Below are 25854 nucleotides of genomic sequence, written 5' to 3' on the forward strand. Positions count from 1 at the left end.
CTTTTACCGAAAATGTCATTTAAAGAACCATGAATTTCAATGTCTAAAATAAAGTCTTTAGACTCTAAGTCTTCGATTAATTCATCGAGTTTCTCAACATGATCAAGCTCTAGATTCAATGTCCCAACATCATCCTTTACGTATAGATGAACATATGAAATGTTTATTCCATGACTTGAAAGAATGTCTGTTATTTCATCGAGAACTCCTTTCTCTTCTTTAGTTGTAATTGTTAAAGAAATACTATTCATAATATTACCTAATAATACTTAAAATATTCAATTATTTAAAGATTATCTTAAAATCTAAAAACATAAGATGAATTGAAAATAGAATAATCAAAACCCTATTTTCAAAAATCCAAAAAATGCTAAAAAAGATTAATTGAAGAAAAAATTATTAAAAATTTTTATTTATGAGGAAAATATGAAGATTATCTCCAATTAATCCAATTTAGCCTTTAACGCATCCAATTCAGCATGCGCTTTCTTATATAAGTTTAAATAGCTGTCATGTTCGCTGACAGGAATAACCTTAAGACCTAACTTTTCATACTCTTCAATATAAGATCCATCAAATACTGGAATCTCAAACTTAATCTCTTCAGCGGTTTCATTGACAATAATCAAATCCCTGTAAGGGAAATCATATTCCACAATGTATCCTCCAAGACTCATCATATGATAAGGTCTGATTACAAATTTCATATAAAATCACCACGTTTAAAATTTAGAATAATGCAATGACCATAGCCAATACTCCAAGTGCAGAAGTCACCAATATTGTAGGGTATAATTGCCTGTTGGTGAATATTGGGGAGAATGCACTGACGATTGCCATAATAACCGGAAGCAACAATGATACGATAATGCACACAATGAATTTAAGTGAGAAGAGTTCTGGTGCAACTCCTAAGAACAGTACACAGTACATTAAACCTAAAGTGAATATCAGGAATCCTCTGGTTAAGTAAACAAAAGTTCTGTATTTGGAAGCAAGTTCCATATAAGGCCCTTCAATTACATCTGATTTAGCCTTGATATAGGAGAAGGGATATTCGTTCAATAGAATCATGTATCCTATAAAGAAGACTACAGTTCCGATAATACCTGCTAAAGTGAATAGGAACGGTCCGTTAGCTTGCTGATAAGCTACAATATCCGCCAAGTAAATGCTTTTGGATAATGCTGCAGGTATGAATAAAGCCAAATACAGTGGGAATGAACCGAAGATGATCATCCTAAGTGACCTGTTTGAACTTATGTCTTCAATGGATGATACAAGCAATCCTTGTCTTTCAGCACCTTTTGCATGGTCTGGGAACCTTAAGTTAATGCTCATTACAGATTTGGATAAGGAACCCATTAAAACATAAGCGATTTCTTCAACTTTTAAGAATCCAACAATAGCTATAAGGCTTGCAAAAGCCATAAACTGGTAATTCTCTGGCATCAGTGCCAGGAATACTGCGAGTACTGCAATGAAACAAAGAATAGGCATTGCCTTATATAATCCTGGTGCTGGAGAATTAGGTTTTATATTCTCCTTGAACAGGAACTTGATTGATGCCCATAGCCCTGGACTTGTAACTGGAGGCCCGATTCTTTGCTGAATCCTTGCTTGAACATATTTCCTTTCAATTCCAGGAATCAAAACACCTATGAACAATGCGATTATAAGTGTTAGGATAACCTCTAAAATTGAAATAAGTGATATTTCATAAGCCATTTCTCTTTCCTCATAATAATTTTTAATTAACGTTAATCATAATAAATAATTTCTAATGAATATTGGATTTCAAAATTGATTTATCCAACTTGTTATTTTTAGTATCATAAACCTCTATTGCCCTATCTGAACAGGTAAAGCATGGATCACACTGTACAATGCATAATTGACCATCAGTGATATGATTGCCAATGGATGCATACTGCATAGCACCGATATTACTCATTGAAGGAGTCCTTATAATGCAATGGCGAACTCTTCCATCCTCAATGGCATAGGAGTGATACAATGTTCCCCTTGGAACTTCAATATAGCTTTCAATCAAGTCTGTATCAACCATTTCCCAAGACCTGTCAGTTATCTTTCCTTCAGGCAAGTCCCTAATTGCTTGGCGAATGATCTTGATTGCTTCAAATATTTCTAAGACTCTCATAAGAAGCTGAGCTTTCACATCACAGGTATCTTGAGTAATGATATCGAAGTCAAAGTTATCATACTCATACATGTCTGTTCTTAAGTCTCTTTTGACACCGGTAGCACGTAAGGTAGGTCCAGTTACAGCTAACTTAAGAGCTTGTTCCTGTGGAATGTATCCGGTTCCTGTAATCCTTGACAATACTATTGAATCATGAACGAACCTGTCTGCAAAGTCTGCAACATTCTTTTCCACAAGATCCATTCCATCCAATATCTTACGGATTCTATTGTCATCCAATTCACATCTTGGCCTGACACCACCGATGATGGAACATCCGTATTGGACACGGTTTCCTCCAATCATTCCCAAAAGTTCCATGATGGTTTCCCTAATGTAGAATAGCCTCATGGAGAATGTTTCATGAGCCAAGGTTTCGCAACCGTGACCTAAGTACAATAAGTGACTGTGCAATCTTTCAAGCTCTCCAACGATTACACGAATATAAACCGCTCTATCAGGCACTTCAACTCCAAGACCTTTTTCAGCAGTCCTTACAGAGTTCCATGTATGTGCATTTGAACAGATACCACAAATCTTTTCAGTAAGCATATTTGCCTTTTCCACTGGAAGACCTTCCATAATACGCTCAATACCTCTGTGGTTTACACCGATTGTGATTTCCGCATCCTTAATGATCTCATCCTCTACGAAAAATCTAACCCTATAAGGTTCTAAAGCAGCAGGGTGAACCGTACCCATTTGAATCTCAGTTTCAATGATTTCCTGCTTTTTAGCTTTCTTTTCTTCCATATTATCCTCTCTTTAATACATAATAATTAATCAGCATTCAATAAATGCGGCAAAGATGCAACTACTCCTGCCAATACATCTTGAGGCCTTACAGCACATCCTGGAATCTTAGCATCAACAGGAATCACATTTTCAACAGGCCCTTCAATTTCCTCTGAAGGGATGTCTCCATAACAATTCTTATAGACACCACCCATCACTGCACAAGCGCCTGCTGCAACAACAAGCTTTGGATTTGGAATGGCATTATAAATATCCTCCAATGGCTTTCTATTGTCATGAGTGACAGGACCTGTTACAACAAGAATGTCTGCTTCACGAGGGTTCCATGTTAAAAAGACACCATATTGCTCTATATCAAATTTAGGAGATAAAACGGCATTTACAATTTCAATATCACAGCCATTGCATCCACCAGTATAAACAAGCATAATATGGATTGCTTTTGACCTTGAAAGTGTTTTAAGACTCATCTATTCACCTCCCTCATCATCTGAATCCTCTTCATTCAATTCAGCGCTTCGTTGAACATCTTTCTCATACTTTTCATTAATGTTATCTTGAATGTCCTTTATCTTGGATACCTTATCAAGAGCTACACCAACATTTTCAATTTCCTCATCCTCTTGAACAATGTTTTCACTCAATAATGACTTATCGGATAAGTATTGTGCAATGAATGCAATCTTGTCATGGGATATCTTGATAGGTTCCTCTAAGAGTTCGCTTGTGTCAACATTGATTTCACCGACATTTCCAGGGTGAATTGTTCCTGCCTCTTCAAAGAATGAATATATAGGGCAGAAATCATGACACCAATAGCAAACTACACATTTTAAAGGATCAAGTTCTGGAACTTCAGTCTTTACCCATCCTTCCTTAAGCTTTACAGGGTTTTGCAAAGGCTTCATTGTAACTGCACCGGTTGGACAGACATTAGCACAACCTCCGCAACCGATACATGCTTCTTCATCAACCTTCTTGTCAGGTTCGACAGTTCCTGTCAAGATGGCATTACGGAGTTCCATGTCAGTCACTCTGTCTGCAGCAAAGAGAATTCTTTTGAAATTAGTGTAAGCTCCATTAAGCATAATCTTCAATACATCTTTCATAAATATCAAACTCCTAATTCACCCTTTCAAACTCTCTTTCGAAAATAAATGACTTAGATGGGCAGATATTCATACATGCTCCACAGTAAATACATTTATCGTCATCGACAACGAACTTAAGATTCTTGTTCTTTGTTCCGAGATTGACTTCATCGCTTGAAATTTCAACTGTATAAATCGCTTCCTCTGGACAAATGTCCTTGCATAATCCGCATTTCACACACAAGTTTTCGTCAATGTAATTGAATCCTCCAGAGATTTCATACTTGACGCTTGTTGTTTTTGGAATTGCATCCTTAGGACAGTGAATTGCACAGGTTTCACACATGATACATTTATCCAAGTCAACATTGATTGCCCCTCTTTGAAGAGTTATTGCATCTTCTGGACAAAGTTCGGCACATATACCACATGAAATGCAGTCATCACTGACTTCCCCATCCCAGGAAATAACTTGGAAGCTTCTTGCATCTTCCTTACATTCATTTACACATTTTCCACATGATACACAGTATCCGAAGAGCTTATTGTCTTCGCTTTCTGTTAATGATGAAACAGGACAGTTGTAAATTGCTTCAAGACGTTTAGCCTTATTCTCTTCAGTATCCTCATCAAGTGAAGGGTCATATCGCAATGCATTTTCATCTCTTATGAGTGCTGGGCTATCAAATGTCTCTTTACATAACCCGCAATTAAGGCAACTTACAATGCTTCCTTCAGTATTTGAATACAATGTGTCATCCTTAATGCTTCTTTTTATCTTAAAGTCATCAACGCATAGTGCATCATTGATACAGTTTTCAACACAAGCCAAGCACAAGGTACAAATGCTCTTATCATACTCACCATCTTTCAATGCACCTGTAGGACAGACATCTTCACATACCTTGCATCCTACACAATATCCTTCATCCAGTATAATCACTTCAATTGATCTGGTCGGACAGTAGTATGCACATCTTCCACATTTCACACATTTCTCGCTATCAGTGCTGATGCAAATCCTGTCTGCAGTCTTGTCGGATTTAACAGGAAGCTTCATGCTCTCTATCTTCTTGACTCCTGCACCGAATCCAACTGTGTTTGCAACCATTTTCAATGAATTAAGCAAGACTTTCTGCTTGTCCAGAACAAGGTTATCAGTATCCACTCTTGCCTTTTTAGTACATACATCCTCACAAACACCACAACGTGAACAGATACCTTTAACTATACCATCATCAAGATGAATGCTTTCTATAGGGCAAGTGAATTCACATACACCACAACCATTACATTTTGCCCTATCTACCACATATCCACCGTATTTGTTCTTGAATATAGCATGATTCGGACAAGCTTCGAAACAAGCACCACAACACATACAGCTAAAAGCCTTATTATCAACAAAGCGTATTGCTTCACTTGGACAATTTCTTATACAATCCCCTTGTCCATCACACTTATTAGTTGTTAAATACATGATTCTTCTCCTAAATAATAAGTAAGACCATTAATATTTCTCTAATGATCTCCTTTCGCTCGTCCTCCTAATAATGCACTGCCTATCAATACTCCAATGACAGCTCCCAAAAAGGTGGTTGCAATTGGCACATCATTATAAACAGGGAATTGGCCTAATCCATAAGACATTATCAGAACACCAATTATAAGGGCTAAAATTCCACTTGCTGTAAACTTAAAGCTATTGCCCAGATTCAAGTGAACCCTTGAGCCAACAATGAATCCAAATATGATTGCAATGATAATCGGTCCGATTACAATATTAGCGATACTCATTCCTCTTCCTCCGCTAATTTCTTAAATTGTGAAAATGCAATTACCACTGCACTTAATTCTACAAGAACCTTGAGTCCAACTGCAATGTTCAAGTAAGGAACGATTCCTGCATGGGTCAAATCCGGATATGAGAATAATGCTGCAATAGCTTGAGGCACTTGTCCATAAAGGTTTCCACCTACATTGTAAAGGTATGAACCAGTTAATGCAAGCCCTGCCAAACCAATCAACACATAAGCCAATGCACCGATTGACTCTAAAGTGGAAATGAACCTATGAGATAATTTCAATGGAGTGCCATCTACACCATAAACAATAACACATAAGATGATTGCCCCTGCAATCATAGCTCCACCTTGGAAACCTCCACCAGGAGTTATGTGTCCTCCTAAAATGGTCATGATACCTAAAGCGATAATCACAATAGCTATTGGAAGAGTCATGATCTTCAATATAGGGCTGCTGTCATCCTTATTCCAATTTGGAGATTTTTTTCCTTCAGCCATCATTCATCATCCCCTTCATTCATATCAGCATTAATGTTCTTGTCTAAAATCTTTCCTTTACCGAATACAAGCAATACAACAAGGACTGCAGTAACAAGAATCAATGATTCACCTAAAGTATCAAAAGCTCTCCAATCGAATACGACAAGTGTAACCATGTTTGGAGCAAGCTGGGTTCCGATAGCATTGTAAACCAAGCTGATTCCAGGTTGAATCAAGTTCTTGAATCCATAGATTGCATCGAATAATGTTGATGCAAAAAGGATTGCTGCCAATGCCATAATGAGTGATCTAATACTAGTAATTTTATCAGACATACTTTAACCCCCAATAAATTACTGCAACTAAAATTCCAAGGACTATGACAATGTAGAATGTCATTTTTTCCAAGGAATCAGATTGCTCGGATTTTATCTTTCCTGCAAGAGGCATGTTTGTAAAGAATAAAACTGCAACTAAAAGCACTACAACAATTGAAGCAACTACACTTACATGCCTTAGGAATAATGCTGCAAGTATCAATGAAACGAATATCAGGAATTCGGCAGCTATTGCACCTGAAACATTGTCCATAGTTGTAGGGTCTTTAGAAAGGCTAGACTTTAAGCCTTTGACAGATTCCAAGAATTTTTGGTATAAAGCCATCAGATCAATCCTCCTGCAAATGGAATGAATACATCAGTTACTATGTTTGGGAAAATACCTAAAGCCAAACAGATTATAAGCAATACAGCTACAGAGAATACGGTAGCCTTCGGAATCTTGTCATGAGCAAACTTCAAGTCCTTTGGCTTAGGTTGCAAGTAAACTGTATGGAACGCCTTAACGAAAGTGAAGAATATCACTACACTTACAATGATTGCAAGTATAGCAAGTTCAGTGTATCCTGCATCCAATGCAGCTTGCACAAGCATCAATTTACTTTGGAAACCGTTGAATGGTGGAACACCAGCTAAAGCGAATCCTCCAAGCAATACCATAATTGCCATTTTTGAATCAACTGCAATCAATCCACCTAACTTTCTTGTATCGGATGTTTTTGTTAGGTAGTACACAGTACCGAATCCGATAAATAATAATGCAGTTATGACAATTTCATTTGCTGCCTGGAACAATGCCGCTGCAATTGAATATTGTGTTCCTATACCAAAACCTAATGCAATGAATCCAAGTTCCCCTACTGCAAGAAATGCTATCATTCTTCTAAAGTCTACCTCCATTGCAGACATTGCAATGCTTAAAGCCATTGCAAGAATAGCAAATACGATTATTGCTGTATTGAAGTAAGGGATATATGCGAATATCTTATACATTGCAATACCGAATGCAAGCATGCACAATACTGAAAATCCTTGTAATATTGCAGATCCGTTAGGTCTTGCTTTTGAGTAAACAGCTGATTTTATAGTGTGGAATGGAGGCAATCCTGCTGAATATAGCCATCCAAACAATATCAAGGCAAAACCAATCACTAAACTTGGAGCATAAGGGTTTACATAGTTGTTGCTTATTGCAAAGATAATATCATTGATGTTAACTGAACCGATTGTTCCAAGAATAAATCCAATACCTAACAATAGCATTGGTCCGCCTATTGCACCTAAAATCAAGTATTTCAATGCGATTTCATAATTGTCTTCAGTGCTTGAAGCTATTATGATACCCACTTGGGTTAAAGCTGTGATTTCAAAGAAAACATACATATTGAAAATATCGTTTGAGAGCATCAATGCAGTTACGGATGCTATACCCATAAAGATAAGATATAAGTAAGGGCCGGAAACTTCCTTTTTCTCAGAGAAGTATGTCAATACTGCCAAGAATGCAACGATGCCCATAAGGAATATGAATATCCTTTCAATATTTTCAAAGACATAAACAATACCAGTGTTGTAACTTGCTACAAGAGTGCCAACCAAGTTTGATGGAAGTGAGCTTGCAAGAAGCGCTGGGTCGTGACCACCGAAGTATTGGATTCCGACAGCTGCAATGATTGCAATTATAGGAATTGCAATAGCCACAACAATTGAAATGGCCTTAACTGTTTTGTCCTTTCCACCAAATATGTTAACGATTAAAGCAGCTAATATTGGAATGACAACCATTAATGGAATCAGATAATTCATTTTTCATCCCCCATCATTTCAGATACGCTTAAGGTTCCATGCTTTCTGTATAAAACCATAGCCAAAGCCAACATCACTGCTAAAGTACTTGCACCAATTACAATACTTGTAAGAACTAATGCTTGAGGCAAAGGATATGCTGCATTTGCTGCAAACCAGTCTGCAGTCATGCCTGGCAATAAGATAGGCACGACTCCCCCTGCTTTAAATCCTAAGCAGATAAGGAATAGGTTAACCCCTTCCTCAATAAAAGCAATACCAATAATCTTTTTGATTAGATTATCAATGAAGATTGCTGCAAATAGTCCAATAATTATAAATGCACCAGAAGCGAGTAAAGAAGCCAATTGAACATCCATCATAACTATGCCTCCTCCCTTCTAGTTTTTAAAACAGCTAATGCGATAAATACCGGCACAATAGCTCCCTCTACAATAGCTTGTGTTAAAGCTACATCAGGAGCAAGCAAGATCTGGAATAAAAATGCTACACAGAATCCAGAAATACCGGTTAAAATAGCTGCCTTAAGCAAGTCATTTTGTAAAAGTGCGATAATAGCGCTTAAAACTGCAACAAAAATTACTATATATTCAATCATTGCCATCATCCTCACTTTTTTCATCTAAATTCTCATCAATACTTGAATCATCACTCATATCCAAATTATCTTCAAGAAGCACTTCATCAATCAAATTGGTTTCATCTTCATCTTCTTCCTCATCAGAAGCTTCCTCAAGATTTGGATTAAGTACTGGATTATTGAGAGTATCTTCACTATGGAAATAAGCATTAGCCAATGCATGAGCCAATAATGGCGCTAGGAATAAATAAATTAGGGCAAATAAAGGTTGACCTAATGCAAGGAATGCTATTATTCCTGCAACGTCAACAATACCTAAAATATGAATTCTTGCGTATACTACATTATCTAAATTTCTATCAATTCTTAAAACACCCACTACTGCAATCAATATCAGAAGTGCAGAAATGACAAGCAAGATTGATTGAATCATACTGATTATACCAGGATCAATTCCAAACATCATTTATGCCCTCCTCATAACTGCTGCATAAGCTATTGTTCCAACAATGCCTAATAGAAGCAATGCTAGAGCAATATCCTTGAAAAATCCGATATTATATATTGTGCCGACTGTTATAAGTAGCAAAGTAAGTGCTAAAGTGAATGAAGAAGTACCTATAAGTCCCATAGATGTAGATTTATATGTAATAATCCTCAATGTTGCAATTAGAAATACAATCAATGCAACAATTAAAAAACACTCAGAAATCAATAAAATATCCATTATCATCACATTCTATGATTATAAATTTACAAATAAACATAAGTTGAAAATTAAATCGCTTATTTTTATCATTTTTTTCATTTTAAAAATTAGGATTAATAATTAAAATGAATTTTAGAAATTATTCTAGCATTCCCTTGATATAAGGTTCAAATGGAATAATGTCCTTAACATCCCTTGGAGCAATAACTGCAACCTTTATGACTTGATTTTCACTATCCAAGTCTACAGATAAGGTTCCAGGAGTTAAGGTGATACTGTTGGCCAAAATTGTTTGGGATATTGGTCTTTTAAGTTCAGTATCAATATCAATCACAATAGGCTCAAATCCATCAGTTTTGAAGACTCTTAAAGCCATATCTATTGTAGATTTGATAATCTCTAAAATAAGAACCACTAAATAAGCAATTGCATAATAAATTCTACTTAAAAACATTAAAATAACCCCATAATGTTTTAAATTATAACAATATTTACAATAAGTCCAAAATTTGTAGAAAATAAGTTAAAATTTTTTAACCAATCATAACAAATCATGATAAATTATCATAAATATTCATGACACTTTTATGACAAAATCCTGCGCAGAAAAATATGCAATAAAAGCACCATATAAATTATATATAATGATAGTAAAAAAATTAATTTTTTTATTATATTATAAATACTATTATTTATCATGATTATTTATTATAAATCTTTTTATAATTTTCATGAAAATTCAGTGATAAACAGAGATAGTAATACTAAGTATAAAAAAAATATTATAAAATAAGTGAAAATTCATAATAGATTTTTTGAAAAATCAGCGAAAAAGAGATAGAAAATTTAGGTAAAAAAATAGCTTGTTAGGAAACAATAAAATAAAGATCCCCATTAAAATCATAAACAATAAAACACCAAACTTTTTGTGGTATTCCTTGTCTCTAAATGGGCTGAATGCCTTTACTCCAGAAGGAGTGAAAGAGTCCAATACAATATGACTGCATAATCCAAAAAATATTGAAAAAGCAAGCAATGTCAAATTGATCTTTAATGGAGGAATGAAACCCAAATTGACTGCAACCACCAAAACTGCGATAGCCACTAAAAATATAGGAGATATTTTTTTATTAAGAAACAGCAATGCCAATGCAATTATCAATATCAATAATATCATGATGTTTCTTGAATTGTTGAAGTCCAGTTCATAGGAAGACAATCCAATTCCAAAGAACAAAAATAGAGATAGAAAAACAGTAATTAGAAATGCACCTAAAATAGAATGGGTAAATCCTCTATGGCTTGAAACCAGGAATATGCATCCGAGCAAAATAATCACAAGACCTAAATAATAAGGCAATCCCAGAAAATATAGAAACAATGAAATCAATGCCCCCAGAGCAATAATTGTGATAACATGGTTTCTTTTGAACTCATGGTCAAAGTCTGGAATATTTGCTGAGATTACCGCTAATGCAATAGCCAAAGGATCATAAAACATGAATAGAGAAAGAACAAATGCAAATATTGTATGGCCTTTATAAGAGGAAATACTAACACATCCTATTTAAGTTAACATACTCCAAACACTCCAGACAAGTATGTTTATTGAATATTTGATTTTAAGCTAATATAAACTAAATGAGAGCATTTGAGAAGTAATAATGATAGAAATAGTTTACAATAAAAAAAAAAAGTAGATATTAAAAAATTAGATTAAATCTGTTAAAATAGATTAAATATATGAAAATTAAATTATTGAAATGAATTAACCTATTATGCCAAAGTATTCTAAAAATGCTCTCATCTGCAAATAGGACCTATTGCAGATTTTCTCATTTGAATAACCAATAGCTGATAAGACCTCACAGGTTACTGCAGGAATCTGAATCAGATTTGCCTCATCTTCAAGAGCGCCCTTAAATGGAACACCTGCACTTGGATATAATATCTTTTCAGAACCTACCTTTTCGGAAATATGCTCTGCTATGAAATAGCTTTTAGAGCAAGGAACTTTTGTGCAAAAGATTCCTTCTTTACCTGGGTTGGAATTAGGTGCAGATGAATGGAAATCCCCTATTGCAGAAACTTCCAAATCCTTTGCCTTTTTTAGAATCATATTTGTTACGGTATGAGGCAAATGAGCAGACCTGTTTAAGTCAACACCATCAAGATATCTTGAATTTTCCATAATGCTCTTTGGAGATGCAAATGGTATGGCATAAACAGTACCATTCAACTTTCCATTCAAGTCCAAATCATAAATGTATTCAATTAGATTCAAGGCAGCAATTTGAGGAGCCAATTCATTACCATGAACTCCTGCAACAAGCATGACTTTAGGAGAACCATCTCCAATCCTAATCATAGGAGTGCCTTTAATGGCCTGATTTAAAATAAATTTAGAATTGTCGGATAATTTAATGCAGTTGAAAATATTCTTATTGGCAGATATGAATCCGCCGCTTTCAGAAGAAATTATCTCCAATTCTAAATTGTTTCTATTTAAATCATTCATCAAATCGCCTTTTTAAAAATAGTAATTGTCTAAAATTTTATCTTTAAAAATAAGTATTATCTTTAAAAATAAGTATTCTAAATCAATAAATTATTTATTTTTTATTTTATTTAAACTTAAAAACTATATATTATAAAATACAAAAAAATAAGTATAATTTAAACTTAAATTATAATGAATTACAATTAATTATGAAAATTAAATTAAAATTAATTAATTTACTAAATAAAAAAGTGATAATATGGAAAAAGTCGTTCTTGCATTCAGTGGAGGATTAGACACCACTGTATGTGTTAAATTATTGGAAGAGGAATATAATTATGAAGTAGTGACTGCATGTGTTGATGTTGGTCAACCTGCAGAGGAATTGCAAAAATCCCAAAATTCTGCAGACAAGATCAATACTGGCAAACATTATATCATTGATGCAAAGGATGAATTTGCAAATGAATACATTGCAAGAGGAATTAAGGCAAATGCAGAATATGAAGGATACCCATTAAGCACTGCACTCGCAAGACCTTTAATCGCAATGAAAATCATTGAAATTGCAGAAAAAGAAGGTGCAACTGCAATTGCACACGGATGTACCGGTAAAGGAAATGACCAATTCAGATTTGAAGCTATCATCAGATCCATGTCTGACTTTAAAATCATTGCTCCAATCAGAGAAATGAACTTGACAAGAACTGAGGAAGTTGCTTATGCAAAAGAGCACGGACTTAACTTATCATATGATAAAATCTACAGTATTGATGAAAACCTTTGGGGAAGAGCTATTGAAGGGGATGTTCTTGAAGACCCTGCAAATGAGCCACCTGAAGAAATCTATGAATGGACCAAATCTGCAGAAGACGCTAAAGACACTCCTACCAAAGTAAGCATTGAATTTGAGGAAGGGGTTCCTGTAGCTATCAACGGAGAAATGATGGGACTTGTAGACTTAATCAACAAGGCAAATGAAATTGCTGGTGAAAACGGTGTCGGTAGAGTGGACATCATCGAAAACAGAATGATTGGTCTTAAAAGTAGAGAAACCTATGAAGTTCCAGGGGCTAAATTATTGATTGCTGCTCACAAAGCATTAGAACAATTAGTTTTAACTGTAGATGAATTAAGATTTGCAGATTACATGAGCACATTATATGCTGATTTAGTTTATGAAGCATTATGGCAAGAGCCTTTAAGAGAAGACCTCGATCAAGCTTTCGACCATATGCAAAGAAGAGTTAGCGGAGAAGTTGTAATGAAATTATTCAAAGGTTCCATTCAGCCATTAAGCAGAAAATCACCTTTCAGCTTACACAGCATCGAACAAATCACCTTTGAAGACAAGGAAACCGACCAAAGAGAAATTGAAGGTATGATCAAGTACCACGGTCTTCAAGCTGCTAACTATCAAAAATTAAATAGATAATTTATTTTATCTATTTTTTTACTATTTTTATTTCTTTTTTTCAATTTTTTTAAAAACTTAACCGCTGAAAGTGATGTTTTTTTATTTATAAACAAAAATAAGTTATTTTTTCAAATATTTAAAATAAATTTAACAAATTTGTAAAATAATGTATCATTTTTAAATTTTTCAAGGGAAATTAAACAATTTAAAATAAAAAAAATATGCAAAAACTATATAAATATGAAAAAATAAATAATAATCCGAGAATAATATGTACTCAATTACATATCACCCCCTTTACATATGTTTTTTTTAAAAATTAAACCTTTGCATATTATTCTCGCTTTTTATAAACTATTTTTCGTGATTTTAAAAATTTATTCAAAATTAGTTATTTTACATATAATTAATCAAATTACTTATTTATCTAAATTAAATTTTAGTGAATTTCCTACCAATTCTATTTTTTCCAAGGTGTTTTCTGTTTTATAGACAAGAATTTCCACACCTTCATTGTATGCCTTATTCAAGGATTTAGAGAATTCAGGATCATTTTCCCAATTAGGCCTAAAACTGTTACCATTAGGATGTTCGATTAAGAAAAATACAACTGATCTGATTCCTTCTTTTTTAAGTGATATAAGCTCTTCCAAATGTTTTCTGCCTCTTTCAGTAGGGGCATCTGGAAACTGTGCAATTCCATCCTTAATTAATGTAACTGATTTTACTTCAACATATGTTTCATCAATTGGATTATCCTCATCATCCAAATTAGCCAAATAGATGTCAATTCTTGAATTTCCAATAGTCTTTTCAGATTCTACAATATCATAGCCAGATAATTCCTTGACCTTTTCATTCAAGATAGCATCAATGACAATCTTGCTTGCTTCCTGTGAATACATGGCAACAAGTGCACCCTTGTTTTCGATTAAATGGAGAGAATACTTTGTTTTTCTGTTTGGATTATCGCTTGGCTTAAGATAAACAGTTGCACCATCAATCAATAGCTCCTTGCATCTGCCTGTATTCGGCAAGTGAGCCCGGACTATTTCTCCATCAATTTCCACTTCTGCAATGAATCTATTCGCCCGGTTTCTAAAAATAGCTTTTACTAAATCAGTCATTTAATCACTTGATAAATAATCAAAAAATAAAAACATAAAAAAATAAAAAAGAAGTGGAATTAATTATTCAATTAAACCACTCATCACGGCACCTAAATCCTGTGTCAAATCTTGTGCTCCAAAGCCATATCCTTGAGCTTCATAAGCCAAGTCTCCAGCTTTTCCATTAAGGTATGGAGAAAGAAGAGCTGCATCGAAACTGTTCAATCCTTGAGACATTAAGCTTAAGCAAATTCCTGCCAATGCATCGCCAGTACCGCCAACAGTCATTCCAGGATTGCCAGTTCTATTGATCTTCAACCTGTTTTTATTGAATATGAAATCATATTTTCCTTTTAGAATCACAGACCCATTTATGTCTTTTGTAATGGCGTGGACTCCATCAATCTTATCATTCACTTTTCTAAAGTCTAGATTATCCTTATCATCTAATTTTACAACCCTTTCAAAATTATCCAAATCCTCTTTGGAAGCATTTTTAAAGAAAGACTTAAACTCAGATAAGTGAGGCGTAATGATTAGATCCTCTTTTTTGGAAACTAAAGACATATCAACCAATTTCAATGCATCGGCATCTAAAACCAATGGCTTATCAATCTTTACAGCTAAAACATTGAATAATTTGCCTGTTTCCTCATTTTGACTTGAACCTGGACCTAATAAAACCGCATCAACATTGGATGCAAGTTCCAAAATCTCATCCAAGTCTTCAAGAGACAAGTAATCTCCTTTCGCTTCTTGAACAATAAAGTCTTCAGAAAATGACTTGATTGGTATAGCAGCATTCTTTGGAGTGTAAATATAGGTCAAGTCAACACCTGTTGCAATAGCTGCCTTAGCTGAGATTGCAGGTGCACCGTAATAGTCCTTGCTTCCCCCTACAATCAATACTTTGCCATTGTTTCCTTTATGGGAATCCTTAGACCTGTTTTTTAACCTTAATAAATCTCCACCTTCAACAAATAATTCCGCTTCAATTGGAATACCAATATCACAGGTAATCACTCCGCCGGTCTTTTCCTCACCAGCTAACTTGACACCTGTCTTGATCTTGTGGAAGCTTACAGTGTAATCTGCATCAACAGCAATGTCTGATATTTCTCCAGTTAATGGATCCAAACCTGAAGGAACATCAATAGCTATCTTTAAGCCGTTTATTTCATTAATGAGTTCGACAGTTTTTCTAACCTTTGTTCTTAGCTTTCCTTTTATTCCAGTTCCAAGCAAACAGTCAAGTACGATATACTCCTGATTGGAATCGAAATCAAGCTTATCCAAATCGGAAGAATCCTTAATGAAATCTACAGACAAGCGTGAAATTCTAGGTTCCATATTCATTAATATTTCAAGATTTATCAATGCATCATCAGACTTGATCTCATCTATGGTATTTAGAGCATAAACTTCTACTTCAAAGCCTCTATTCAACAAATGCCTTGCAGCTACAAAACCGTCTCCACCATTACCTCCAGAGCCAGTGAAGATAATGATCTTTACAGGTTTTGAAAACTTGAAAGTTGAAAGGTTTGCCACTTCATCAGACAATGATTTCCCTGCATTTTCCATCAAGCACAGCCTTGAAAGCCCCAAATATTCACAATTATAGTCTGTTGTCATCATATCAATTGGATCCATTATTACACCTTCGAATTAATTATTTTAAAATGAAGATTTAAGAAAAAATTCTTAAAAAAATTCTAAACTTGAAAATTAAAATTATAATAAACATTATATTATATAATCGTACTAATAATTAAATATAAGGAAATGAAAGTTCAGATTTATACGAAATTAATACTTGAATGAGGAAAAATAATGAAAACATTAGAAATGTTGCTGGAATATTTTAAAAGAAATAGATTGGAAAATTTTGCAATCCTCATTATTCTAGCTATCATACTGTATGGAGTTTTAGGGTCTATCTTTATCATGCACCTAAACATTTATGATTCCATCTATTACACTATAATCACTATAGCGACAGTAGGTTATGGAGACATCACTCCAATAACTCCACTTGAAAAAATATTCACTGTAACATTAATTTTAGCAGGAGTAGGGCTCCTTGCTTATATTTTAACTTTTATCATTAGTTCCGTTACAGAAAACCTACAAAACAGAAGGAGCGGGAGAATCATGGCAAAAAGATTGGCTGAAATGGAAAACCATTATGTTTTATGTGGTTTTGGAAGGGTAGGACTTTCAGTATTTGAAGAATTGAAAAAAAGAAACCAGAAAGTTATTATTGTTGATATGGATGAAAAGGCAACTGAGGATATTGAAGAAGATGAGAATATATTTGTTTATAATGCAAATGCTACAGAAGACAAAACCATAAAGAAACTCAATATTGACAAATCCCTTGGAGTGATCATTGCAACTGGAAATGATGTGGACAACCTTTTTATGGTTTTGTCAATAAGGGAATTGTATAAGGATGCAAGGATCATTACAAGAGCAAGCAAAAAAGAGAATTACAAAAGATTAAAGCATGCAGGTGCAGACAAGATAATCTCTCCAGAGGCAAGTGGTGGAGTGGACCTTTACTTTGCAGCTGTAGAGCCTAATTTAGTCTATGTCACTCAAAGGCATGGAATTGATTTCCTTGAAAGGGAATTTGAAATTCTTAAAAAACACGATTGCCATTTGGAAAACATAGAATATCATTTCCCAGGAGTCAGAACCCCAGTTACAAGGACCATTGGAGTTTTAGATGAAGAGGAAAGGAATCATTTCATTGATAGGGTTAAAAACAATCCTGATGTGAAAGAATCCTTGGACATCATGTATAATACAGTGAATGGAGTTCATTCTCATTGGATTTCTGGGCCTGATAAAGATCATATAGATATGGCTGTTGAAGAATTGGAAAAAGAAGGAAGCGTTTTAGGCGTGAATTTAGAATTTAAGGAAATTAATGAGTTTACTAAACAATTTAAAGAGTAAACTCTAACTCTTTTTTATAATCTCACCTAATTAAAACTCAAAATCTATATTCATTTCCATTAGATTCTCAGTTTCTTCAAGTTTATTCACTAATCTTTCATCCAAATCAGGATTGTTGTCGTTATAATCGATTTCTCCAAATTCGCTTCTAGGCGAGAAAGCCAAGAAATCTTTTTCTAAACTAAACTCATCATCTACATTTCCGACATTTCCACGAGCATCGAGCCTAATCCACTTATTTGAATCTTCAATATAGACCGTATTCAAGGCATGGACAATATGGCCTAAACTATCATCCTCAGCTATTGTAAGGAGCTGATAGCTGATTCCTGATGGAATTCCATTTGCTCTAAGAAGTGCCGCAAGAAGACATGATTTCATCCAGCATATCCCTGTCTTATTTATTAATGCATCACTGGCTGTCCTTGAAACTATATTTGTTTGTATATCCCATGAGTGTGGAATTTCATCTCTGACAAATATATACGCTCTTTTAATATAATCTGCATCATCACATGATTGATCTTTTAATTCCTGAACCTTTTCTTGAATATGTGAATTCATATAATCAATGCTTTTTGTCTCAATCAAATATTCCTTCATTCAGACCAGCCCTCTACCCAATAAATTATAATGCAATGCAAAAAAAATTTGTTAAAAAATTGATAAAATAAATATAATAAAAAAAGAAAAAGAGTGAGATAAAAGAATTATCTCAAAATATTAATACACCATCTTAAGCTAATGTACTAATTAAACTAAATTTTATAAATTACAGAATTATTCGAATAATTCGTGTAATTTCATTATGTAACTACCTAATTTACCATCGAAGTTACCTGCACTGATTTCAAGTACGCCATCAACGGTACAAGCTGCCATAATACCTGCTTTCATAGCTGCTTTTACAGATTCTTCATCTACACCATCAATAACGATTTCAAATACACCGTCTGCATCTGGTCTGATGTCAGAGTCTACTTGGTCTTTTAAGGTTACACACATTTTTTCGTTAGTGGATGCGTTTAAGAATTTGGAATATTTGTTGGATCCTACTTTGGAACCGGAAGCAACCATACCACCAGGGAATGGGGTAATAGTACCAGGTACGTGGGAAATTGCTTTTACAGCTAATTGAGCTGCTTTTACTCCAGCCATTACATCTTTAGCTAAGATGAAGAAGTTTCCTCCAGCTACACCATCTTTGTAACCGAATTCGGATTCTACTAAGAAGTCACCAGACATGATTGGAATGGAGTGTACTTTTCTGCCGTCAATGCAGCATTCTTTTTCGTAACCGTCACCGAAGAATTTGAGTTTGTTACCGGTTTTTAAGGTTTCTTCAGATTCAAGTAAGTTGAATGCAGCTGCGGTAGGAGCGGTTAATACACACATACCGATTCTTTCCATTAATTCGTGGTCGAGTGCTTTTTTACCACCTTGACAGATCATGATTGCGTAACCAGGTCTTCCGTCAGGAGTACATTCAGCTGGTACAAAACAGTCAATACCTGCTTCAGCAGGACATCCGATTACAGAAGTTCCGTAACCAGTTGCTTCAGTTGCTGCAATTTTTGCAAGTCTTGGAGTTGCTGCAGTTACTAAAATTCTAGTTACTTTAATTCCGAAACCTTCTGCGAAAGTATCTTTAATTTCTACACCGTTAATTTCCATTTTTTCACCATTTAAATATTTAAATATTGAATTAGAATAAATTAAAATCTCGAGATTTAATTTAAAAAAATTAAAATTATCTAATTTATACTAATAATTAAATATATATTAATTCATTAAAATAAAGTTTCCTATTTGATTGTAAAATTTACTTTAATTAAAAAGTAAACTTTATTTAAAATATTTTCTAATATAATATTAATTATAATGAAAATATGCGCGATTATAATTTAAAACTAAAATTAAGGTGTCTAAATGGAAAGAGAAAGCTATTATTTTTTACTTCTGCTAATTGCATTTGCAATATGCATTGGAGTATTCTGGTTCCAGTTCAATAATGATGTGGCTACCTTCATGATAATCAATGATACTGAAGTTCAAGAAGGAGATACATTCAAAGGGGCATTGATTGATGCCTATGGAATGTCTGTGCCAAATAAAACAATTACATATCATAAGCCAGGATATCAAATGGGAACACTGGTGGATACGCAAACGGATGAGAATGGAGAATTCTTTATAGAAAATGCCCAATACCTGGAAGATGCAGGTAAAGACAACTACTATGGTGATTTCACTTTTGCAGGTGATGACAAGTATCAAGGATGCACATATATTGGAAATGTAACTGTGATACCAAATTAAATTTTAAAAAAATAGAGAATATTAAAAAATAGAGAATATTAAAAAATAGAGAATATTAAAGAATAGAGAATATTAAAGAATAGAGCTATTAATTTAGCTCTAAAACTTATTTTATTAAACTTATTCAATATTTGATTATTTCTAGTTTTGAACTTTTTCTTCTAAAACTTCTTTTTCTTCATCGTCCAAAACTTCAAGAACAACTTCTTCCTCTGATTCTTCATCGTCCAAGACTTCAAGAAGAGCTTCCTCTTCATTAGAATCATTTTCATCGATTGATTCATCTTCTTTAGGCAATTCTTCAATGGATTTCGTATCATCCTTATCATCTTTTCTAGATCCTGCAAGTGCAAATGCCTTATCTAAAACACTTGTTCCAAACATTGTAAGGAATATCAATCCAACGAATGTTGTCATCCAAAATGAAATCAATCTTTCCACTACAGTTGCTGCAGCACTTATTGATGCAGTGATTCCAGCATTAGCATAGAAGAGAATCATTATACCATCTATAGCACCAAGACCACCAGGAAGAAGTGGAATCATACCTACAAATGATGCTAAAATAAACACTTCACCAATGACGATTGGGCTGACTTTAGCACCGAATGCTAAAAATACCACATAAACCCTTAAGATTTCAAAAATCCAAATCACAAAGGATAATGGGAGGGCGTAATATATGATGGATTTTTCTCTAAGCAATGCATTCATTCTAGCTTGGAAAGTTTTAACCGCCTCAATAATTCTTTTTTCAGTGCCTTCATTGAATTTCTTATAGAACCTGCTAACGATTTTAATAATCCATGAGGTGAGCTTTACACCAAATGCTTCATTGATACATACATAAAGCAATAAAATAACCCCTACTGTGATTAGAGTGACCATAATCACAAGGAAAGCAATCAATTTAATATCCAATGAAAAAGTAAAGATTATTCCAATGATTGTTAAGATAGCAAGTATAACAAATGGAAATGTATCTAAAGCCCTATCTGCTATTACAGTAGCAAAAGCGTCCTCAAATTTAAAGTTTCCCTCTTTTGCCAAAAGATAAGCCCGTACAGGTTCTCCACCACCACGACCACTTGGAGTGATGTTGTTTACAGCCAAACTAACTAAAACCATAGGGAGGGATTTTTTTATTCCCAAATCCATATCAGCTGTCTTGTTGATGATGTTCCATCTCCATGTGTATAAAAAATAAGTGAAAATCTGTAAAACAATAGCTAATAAAACAAGCCATAAATTAGATAGTTTAAGTGCTTCAATGACCTCATCTATACCAATGAAGTATAGCATAACCCCCATTATTGCCAACCCAATGAATAAGAATATAAGGACTTTCTTGTTTTTCATTTTATCAACTACTGTTTTTCTTAAATGATTGATTTTAAAAAAATCATATTATTTGATGAACAAATAATCTCAATAATAAAATATTTAATAAATCTTTTATTTAAAACTATATATTTAACTTGGTATAGTTTGCACATATAAAAACTAACTAAACAAAAATCACCCCAAACCATATCTTAACCGAGTATAGTTTGCATATACAAAAACTAAATCATAATAATATTTAAATATATAAAAGATATAATCAATATTTGTATGAAGAGGAAATATATTTCTAAAGCGGATTTGTTGATTGTACTCCATTATTTAGGATACATAATGCAAGGGTTAGGCATTGTTTTATTGGCCCCTATTTTAGTTGCATTAATCTATGGAGAGTACATAAAAGTTAGCGCTTTTTTCATTCCTTGTTTTATATCATTCATTTTAGGAACTGTTTTTACTAAACAATTCAAAAATTACAACAAGCTTAGGTTAAAACATGGAATGTTGATATCTTCCTTTGCATGGCTATGGGCTTCATTGATTGGAGCTTCAATCATGGCTCTTTCATTAGATATCCACTTTGTCGATGCTCTTTTTGAAAACATGTCTGCATGGACAGGTAGTGGAATGACTTTTTTTGTAAACGTTGAAATCTTGCCTAAATCCATCTTATTCTTGAGAAGTTTGGAACAATGGATAGGTGGATTGGGAATTGTAATAATATTTATCGGAATCCTAATAAGATCAGGTACTGCTGCATCAAGATTATATAAATCAGAGGCAAGAGAGGAAAAGATCAAGCCAAACATTGCAAATACCTTGAGAAAAGCTTTGGAAATTTACTTGATTTATACCGCTGCAGGAATAGTTCTTTTTATTTTAGCAGGCCTTCCAATCTTCGATTCAATAAATCTTACATTTACCAGCATTTCCACTGGAGGAATGTCAATTAAAAATGCAAATGTAGGATTCTATCAAAACAGCTTGGTTTACATAATCACTATGGTTTTAATGATTTTAGGTGCAACAAGCTTTTCCATACATTATAAGATTGTAAAAACAAAGGGAAAATCTGTTTTAAAGGATGTCCAATTCCAATTGCTGATTTGCTTGATTGTGATTGCAAGCGCATTTATCCTAGTTACAAATAAAATGGTGCCTATAGAGGAATTGTTCACCATTGTTTCTGCAATTACAACTACTGGTGCAAATGTAGTTCCTCCATATGAACTTGCAAGGTGGAGCAGCTCTTCACTTATTGTTCTAATGGTTTTAATGCTGATAGGGGGTTCTTCAGGATCCACTAGTGGTGGTTTAAAGCTTATTAGGGTAATTACAGTGCTTAAAGGAATGAACTTAACTGTTACTAACCTTGTTTCACCGGAAGGAAGGGTTGTTAGTACAAGAATTGGTGGAAAGAAAATAAATGAAAGGGAAATTAAAGAGGCATCTGCATATATAGTGATTTTCCTATTTTTCATGATATGCGGATGGATAATAATGACTCTCTATGGATATGACCCATTTACAGCATTATTTGACATCGTTTCCTTACAATGTAATAATGGATTAAGTACAGGCATAGTCTTTGGAGGATTGCCAACACCTTTAAAATTGACCTTGATTTTCTTGATGTGGATTGGAAGATTGGAAATCATCCCAGTCTTAGTGGTCTTTAGAACAATCGGCGGATTGATAAATCCAAAAAGAAGAATTAAAAACATGAAGAAAAATGGTTCAATTGAATAAAAAACACCATTTATTCCTCTTAAAAACAAGCTTAAAAACACTCCTTTTTTTATTGTTTTAATATATAAAAACTAACATTACGAAAGATTTATAAATATAAATTAAGATATTAAAACAATATGTTAATTTTCATTAAAATTTTTGAAGATTACAACAAAAATAATGATTATAAATATTAATGATTTTTAAAAAATATTATAGAATCTTTTATTCATTGAAAAAAAAGTTTTTAGGTGTTTGTTATGTATATTGTGATTTTGGGCGGGGGTCGTGTAGGACTTTCACTTGCAGACCGTTTAATTATTCATGGTTATGATGTAACAATTATTGAAAGCAATGAGGACTTATGTGATCAAGCAACTGAAGAATTGGATGCTATGATTATTTGTGGAAACGGAACTGATACAAAAACCTTGGAAGAGGCAAACATTGAAGAAGCTGACGTTTTTGTAGCTACTACCGGTAATGATGAATCAAACTTATTATCTTGCATTTTAGTAAAAGAGTATACTGATGGGCAAATTATTGCAAGGGTAAGTAATCCAGACCACGAAGAGGCATTTAAAAAAGTTGGAATTGATAAGGTAATTAGCCCTGAGCGAACCGCTGCAGGATTCCTTGAAAAAATTATTACAAGACCTAATGTAGCAGACTTAACCGCCTTTGGGGCCGGTAATGCAGAGATTTTAGATATGACAATTAAAAACCCTAAGGTATTTGGAAAGAGAGTTTCTGAATTCTCTCCAACCAAGGATTACATTATCATATCTAGAAATAAAGATAATCATGAATTGGAAATTCCTCAACCAGATGACATATTAAACAGCGGGGATAAGATTTCCATTCTTGTAAAAAGAAACGCCTTTGAAAAAGCTGAAAAGAAATTTATGGGTGCTGGAGGATTATTCGGATTTTAAATCCCCAATCCCTCTATTTTTTTATGAATGAAATATTCATTCGTAAATATTAAAACTAATTAATTATTCAATAAAAAAATGGAATAAAATAATTTTTATCTTATTCCCATCATCATGCAAGACATTTTGACATGCTGATTGCCATTATTCACCCAAGGACCATGACCTGGAAGCAAATATTCAACATCCAACTCCTTCAAACGCATTAAGGATGCCTTCATGTCATTAGGGTCTCCACCAATATCCATACGGCCTACTCCCCCATTTGAAAAAATGGTATCACCAGAAATGAGAATTTGACCATCATACAAAGATATTCCACCTTTAGTATGTCCAGGAGTGTTTAAAACTTCAAAATTAGCTATTTTATCTCCATCTTCAAGCTCTATATCAACATCATGCTTTCTGACAATTGCGCCGAATAATGAGGAAACTGTCAATTCACTTTCAGGGTCTCTTAGTGCAATAGCATCGATTTTATGAATAGCTATTTTCGCATTGGGAAAAAAGTCATTTCCACCAACATGATCATAGTGACAATGAGTGTTTACAATTAAATCTATATCCTCTATCTCAATGCCTATCTCTTTGATTTTTGAAAATAAGTTTGAATTGCTCTGACCTGTTCCAGTATCCACTAAAATGTAATTATAATCAGAATCTGAATCAGTATTATCAATCAAATAGGAATTGGAATCTGCCATTACCCCTTCAATACAATAAACATTATTGATTTTTTCCATAATATCACTTTAAAAATTTAAAATCTATTAAATATTCTTTAATAAATAGTAAATAAACTTACCTAAAATAGACTAAAAAATAAGAAAAATAAGAAAAATCTGAATAAATCTAAAATAGTCTAATAAAATAAATAAAATTGTAAAAATCTAAATAAAAATAGTAAAAAATTAAGTAAAAATGGGGTCACAGGGATTTGAACCCCGATCCTAGGATTTCTCTTGCCTCAGTACTCCAATTGGTCATCACATAACCAATGTATACTGATCATCAGACTACGCGTATTTCTTCAAAGACAACTGGAGTCCCAGATGATGCCAGGTTACACCATAACCCCATACTTAATAGATTAACATGTGAAATATGTTAACCTAAAGCCAAGAGAGAGATTTGAACTCCCGTGTAATTGGTCTGCAGCCAACCGCTTCGCCTCTAAGCTATCTTGGCATAAATAATAATACAGTATTATAAAGTATGTTTTAATAATATATAAACTTATTGATGAAATAAAAAAAGAAAATAAGAATTCAATTGACTAAAATTTGACTTGCTTATCAAAGCCACAGATTTCATCGAGTTCATATGCTTTTTCTAAACAATAATTCTTCTCTACCTTATAATTACCATTTCTGGTTTTCTCTATCAAATCTGGAGATAAGAAAAACCATTTTGTGTATTTGAATTTAACACCAAGGTATGGATCTGCACCAAAAGTCTCTGAAAACTCTATCAAAGCATCTATTTGAGGATAATCAATGTAAATTTTGTCTTTAGTAGTTGTCTTTACTTCAATAGCCAAGTAAATTTTACCATTTCCTGCTATAACATCAGGTAATGGCTTTTTAGTAGCCCCTCCAGATGCTGGAGCCCTCATAGCTGCAAAATCTCTATCCCATAATTTATGAACTAAATCTCTTTCCTCAGCTGAACCTTTTTTAGCCATATTAAAACCCACTTAAAATGTAACCTAATTATATTTAGTTTATTTCTTTACATATAAATAAAAGCAGTTAGAGCATTTGAAAA

At 33.6% G+C, this 25854-nt stretch carries 31 protein-coding genes and 2 tRNA genes; 5 read left to right on the forward strand and 28 right to left on the reverse strand.

Features of this window, described 5'->3' with window-relative positions; all coding sequences use genetic code 11:
- The 19 genes from IJI80_RS00795 to IJI80_RS00885 all read right to left on the reverse strand — a co-directional run.
- On the reverse strand, positions 1-251 hold a 251-nt coding region (locus IJI80_RS00795), incomplete at its 3' end, for an ACT domain-containing protein (protein WP_365953574.1).
- Positions 252-443: 192 nt separating this feature from the next.
- Positions 444-707, reverse strand: a complete 264-nt coding sequence (gene ehbP, locus IJI80_RS00800; protein WP_292786575.1) for an energy-converting hydrogenase B subunit EhbP — start codon at positions 705-707, stop codon at positions 444-446.
- Between the two features lie 22 nt (positions 708-729).
- Entirely contained in the window at positions 730-1728 is a 999-nt protein-coding gene (locus IJI80_RS00805) for an NADH-quinone oxidoreductase subunit H (RefSeq protein WP_292786577.1), read from the reverse strand.
- Between the two features lie 52 nt (positions 1729-1780).
- Positions 1781-2956: a nickel-dependent hydrogenase large subunit gene (locus IJI80_RS00810; protein WP_292786579.1), complete on the reverse strand. Its 1176-nt coding sequence runs from the start codon at positions 2954-2956 to the stop codon at positions 1781-1783.
- A 26-nt stretch (positions 2957-2982) separates the two neighbouring features.
- Positions 2983-3429 carry an NADH-quinone oxidoreductase subunit B family protein gene (locus IJI80_RS00815; protein WP_292786582.1) on the reverse strand — a complete coding sequence of 149 codons (447 nt, stop codon included), beginning with the start codon at positions 3427-3429 and terminating at the stop codon, positions 2983-2985.
- On the reverse strand, positions 3430-4068 hold the full coding sequence (locus tag IJI80_RS00820) for a 4Fe-4S binding protein (RefSeq protein ID WP_292786585.1): 639 nt from the start codon (positions 4066-4068) through the stop codon (positions 3430-3432). It lies immediately after the preceding gene.
- A 13-nt stretch (positions 4069-4081) separates the two neighbouring features.
- Entirely contained in the window at positions 4082-5530 is a 1449-nt protein-coding gene (locus tag IJI80_RS00825) for a 4Fe-4S binding protein (protein WP_292786587.1), read from the reverse strand.
- A gap of 41 nt (positions 5531-5571) precedes the next feature.
- The gene (locus IJI80_RS00830) at positions 5572-5847 is read right to left on the reverse strand and encodes an energy-converting hydrogenase B subunit J (RefSeq protein WP_292786590.1); all 276 of its coding nucleotides are present in this window, start codon (positions 5845-5847) and stop codon (positions 5572-5574) included.
- Positions 5844-6353 (reverse strand): MnhB domain-containing protein, encoded by a 510-nt coding sequence (locus IJI80_RS00835; RefSeq protein WP_292786593.1) that lies wholly within the window; start codon positions 6351-6353, stop codon positions 5844-5846. Before IJI80_RS00835 ends, IJI80_RS00830 begins: the two co-directional genes overlap by 4 nt.
- Positions 6353-6670: an EhbH gene (locus tag IJI80_RS00840; protein WP_292786595.1), complete on the reverse strand. Its 318-nt coding sequence runs from the start codon at positions 6668-6670 to the stop codon at positions 6353-6355. Before IJI80_RS00840 ends, IJI80_RS00835 begins: the two co-directional genes overlap by 1 nt.
- On the reverse strand, positions 6663-6998 hold the full coding sequence (locus IJI80_RS00845) for an energy-converting hydrogenase B subunit G EhbG (RefSeq protein WP_292786597.1): 336 nt from the start codon (positions 6996-6998) through the stop codon (positions 6663-6665). Before IJI80_RS00845 ends, IJI80_RS00840 begins: the two co-directional genes overlap by 8 nt.
- Positions 6998-8479, reverse strand: a complete 1482-nt coding sequence (gene ehbF / locus IJI80_RS00850; protein WP_292786599.1) for an energy conserving hydrogenase EhbF — start codon at positions 8477-8479, stop codon at positions 6998-7000. The genes IJI80_RS00845 and ehbF overlap by 1 nt, the downstream gene beginning before the upstream one ends.
- Positions 8476-8841, reverse strand: coding sequence for a cation:proton antiporter subunit C (locus IJI80_RS00855; protein ID WP_292786601.1), 366 nt, complete (start codon positions 8839-8841; stop codon positions 8476-8478). The genes ehbF and IJI80_RS00855 overlap by 4 nt, the downstream gene beginning before the upstream one ends.
- Positions 8842-8843: 2 nt before the next feature.
- Positions 8844-9086, reverse strand: coding sequence for a DUF4040 domain-containing protein (locus IJI80_RS00860; protein ID WP_292786641.1), 243 nt, complete (start codon positions 9084-9086; stop codon positions 8844-8846).
- The gene (locus IJI80_RS00865) at positions 9070-9525 is read right to left on the reverse strand and encodes a cation:proton antiporter (protein ID WP_292786603.1); all 456 of its coding nucleotides are present in this window, start codon (positions 9523-9525) and stop codon (positions 9070-9072) included. Before IJI80_RS00865 ends, IJI80_RS00860 begins: the two co-directional genes overlap by 17 nt.
- Positions 9526-9786 (reverse strand): monovalent cation/H+ antiporter complex subunit F, encoded by a 261-nt coding sequence (locus IJI80_RS00870; RefSeq protein WP_292786604.1) that lies wholly within the window; start codon positions 9784-9786, stop codon positions 9526-9528.
- A 121-nt stretch (positions 9787-9907) separates the two neighbouring features.
- On the reverse strand, positions 9908-10222 hold the full coding sequence (locus IJI80_RS00875; protein WP_292786605.1) for a Na+/H+ antiporter subunit E: 315 nt from the start codon (positions 10220-10222) through the stop codon (positions 9908-9910).
- Positions 10223-10591: 369 nt separating this feature from the next.
- Entirely contained in the window at positions 10592-11335 is a 744-nt protein-coding gene (locus IJI80_RS00880) for a metal-dependent hydrolase (RefSeq protein ID WP_365953584.1), read from the reverse strand.
- A 201-nt stretch (positions 11336-11536) separates the two neighbouring features.
- Entirely contained in the window at positions 11537-12286 is a 750-nt protein-coding gene (locus tag IJI80_RS00885) for a succinylglutamate desuccinylase/aspartoacylase family protein (RefSeq protein ID WP_292786609.1), read from the reverse strand.
- A gap of 241 nt (positions 12287-12527) precedes the next feature.
- Between IJI80_RS00885 and IJI80_RS00890 the strand changes: the two genes are divergently transcribed.
- Positions 12528-13703 carry an argininosuccinate synthase gene (locus IJI80_RS00890; RefSeq protein ID WP_292786614.1) on the forward strand — a complete coding sequence of 392 codons (1176 nt, stop codon included), beginning with the start codon at positions 12528-12530 and terminating at the stop codon, positions 13701-13703.
- A 401-nt stretch (positions 13704-14104) separates the two neighbouring features.
- Here the strand turns inward: IJI80_RS00890 and sfsA are convergent, their stop codons facing one another.
- Positions 14105-14812, reverse strand: a complete 708-nt coding sequence (gene sfsA, locus IJI80_RS00895; protein ID WP_292786616.1) for a DNA/RNA nuclease SfsA — start codon at positions 14810-14812, stop codon at positions 14105-14107.
- Between the two features lie 63 nt (positions 14813-14875).
- Positions 14876-16447, reverse strand: a complete 1572-nt coding sequence (locus IJI80_RS00900) for an NAD(P)H-hydrate dehydratase (protein WP_292786619.1) — start codon at positions 16445-16447, stop codon at positions 14876-14878.
- A gap of 180 nt (positions 16448-16627) precedes the next feature.
- On the opposite strand from IJI80_RS00900, the gene IJI80_RS00905 reads away from it, so the two are divergent.
- A complete protein-coding gene (locus tag IJI80_RS00905) occupies positions 16628-17758 on the forward strand; it encodes an NAD-binding protein (RefSeq protein ID WP_292786623.1) in 1131 nt (376 codons plus the stop codon).
- A 30-nt stretch (positions 17759-17788) separates the two neighbouring features.
- Here IJI80_RS00905 and IJI80_RS00910 read toward each other — a convergent pair whose 3' ends face one another.
- The gene (locus IJI80_RS00910) at positions 17789-18361 is read right to left on the reverse strand and encodes a transglutaminase family protein (RefSeq protein ID WP_292786625.1); all 573 of its coding nucleotides are present in this window, start codon (positions 18359-18361) and stop codon (positions 17789-17791) included.
- Between the two features lie 177 nt (positions 18362-18538).
- Positions 18539-19432 carry a formylmethanofuran--tetrahydromethanopterin N-formyltransferase gene (fhcD, locus tag IJI80_RS00915; protein WP_292786627.1) on the reverse strand — a complete coding sequence of 298 codons (894 nt, stop codon included), beginning with the start codon at positions 19430-19432 and terminating at the stop codon, positions 18539-18541.
- Between the two features lie 255 nt (positions 19433-19687).
- Between fhcD and IJI80_RS00920 the strand changes: the two genes are divergently transcribed.
- A complete protein-coding gene (locus tag IJI80_RS00920; protein WP_292786630.1) occupies positions 19688-20077 on the forward strand; it encodes a hypothetical protein in 390 nt (129 codons plus the stop codon).
- A 141-nt stretch (positions 20078-20218) separates the two neighbouring features.
- Here IJI80_RS00920 and IJI80_RS00925 read toward each other — a convergent pair whose 3' ends face one another.
- Positions 20219-21436 carry a UPF0104 family protein gene (locus IJI80_RS00925; RefSeq protein ID WP_292786632.1) on the reverse strand — a complete coding sequence of 406 codons (1218 nt, stop codon included), beginning with the start codon at positions 21434-21436 and terminating at the stop codon, positions 20219-20221.
- A 255-nt stretch (positions 21437-21691) separates the two neighbouring features.
- On the opposite strand from IJI80_RS00925, the gene IJI80_RS00930 reads away from it, so the two are divergent.
- Entirely contained in the window at positions 21692-23170 is a 1479-nt protein-coding gene (locus IJI80_RS00930) for a TrkH family potassium uptake protein (RefSeq protein WP_292786634.1), read from the forward strand.
- A gap of 242 nt (positions 23171-23412) precedes the next feature.
- Positions 23413-24087, forward strand: coding sequence for a TrkA family potassium uptake protein (locus IJI80_RS00935; protein ID WP_292786637.1), 675 nt, complete (start codon positions 23413-23415; stop codon positions 24085-24087).
- Between the two features lie 95 nt (positions 24088-24182).
- On the opposite strand, the gene IJI80_RS00940 is transcribed toward IJI80_RS00935, so the two are convergent.
- The 4 genes from IJI80_RS00940 to hjc form a co-directional block, all read right to left on the reverse strand.
- A complete protein-coding gene (locus IJI80_RS00940) occupies positions 24183-24791 on the reverse strand; it encodes an MBL fold metallo-hydrolase (RefSeq protein ID WP_292786645.1) in 609 nt (202 codons plus the stop codon).
- Positions 24792-25009: 218 nt separating this feature from the next.
- Positions 25010-25165, reverse strand: a tRNA-Trp gene (locus tag IJI80_RS00945).
- A gap of 38 nt (positions 25166-25203) precedes the next feature.
- Positions 25204-25275: transfer RNA gene (locus IJI80_RS00950), tRNA-Cys, on the reverse strand.
- 88 nt (positions 25276-25363) lie between these two features.
- Positions 25364-25771, reverse strand: a complete 408-nt coding sequence (hjc, locus tag IJI80_RS00955) for a Holliday junction resolvase Hjc (protein ID WP_292786639.1) — start codon at positions 25769-25771, stop codon at positions 25364-25366.
- Positions 25772-25854: the final 83 nt, after the last annotated feature.

This window comes from Methanobrevibacter sp. (genome assembly GCF_017432245.1).
GTDB lineage: Archaea > Methanobacteriota > Methanobacteria > Methanobacteriales > Methanobacteriaceae > Methanobrevibacter.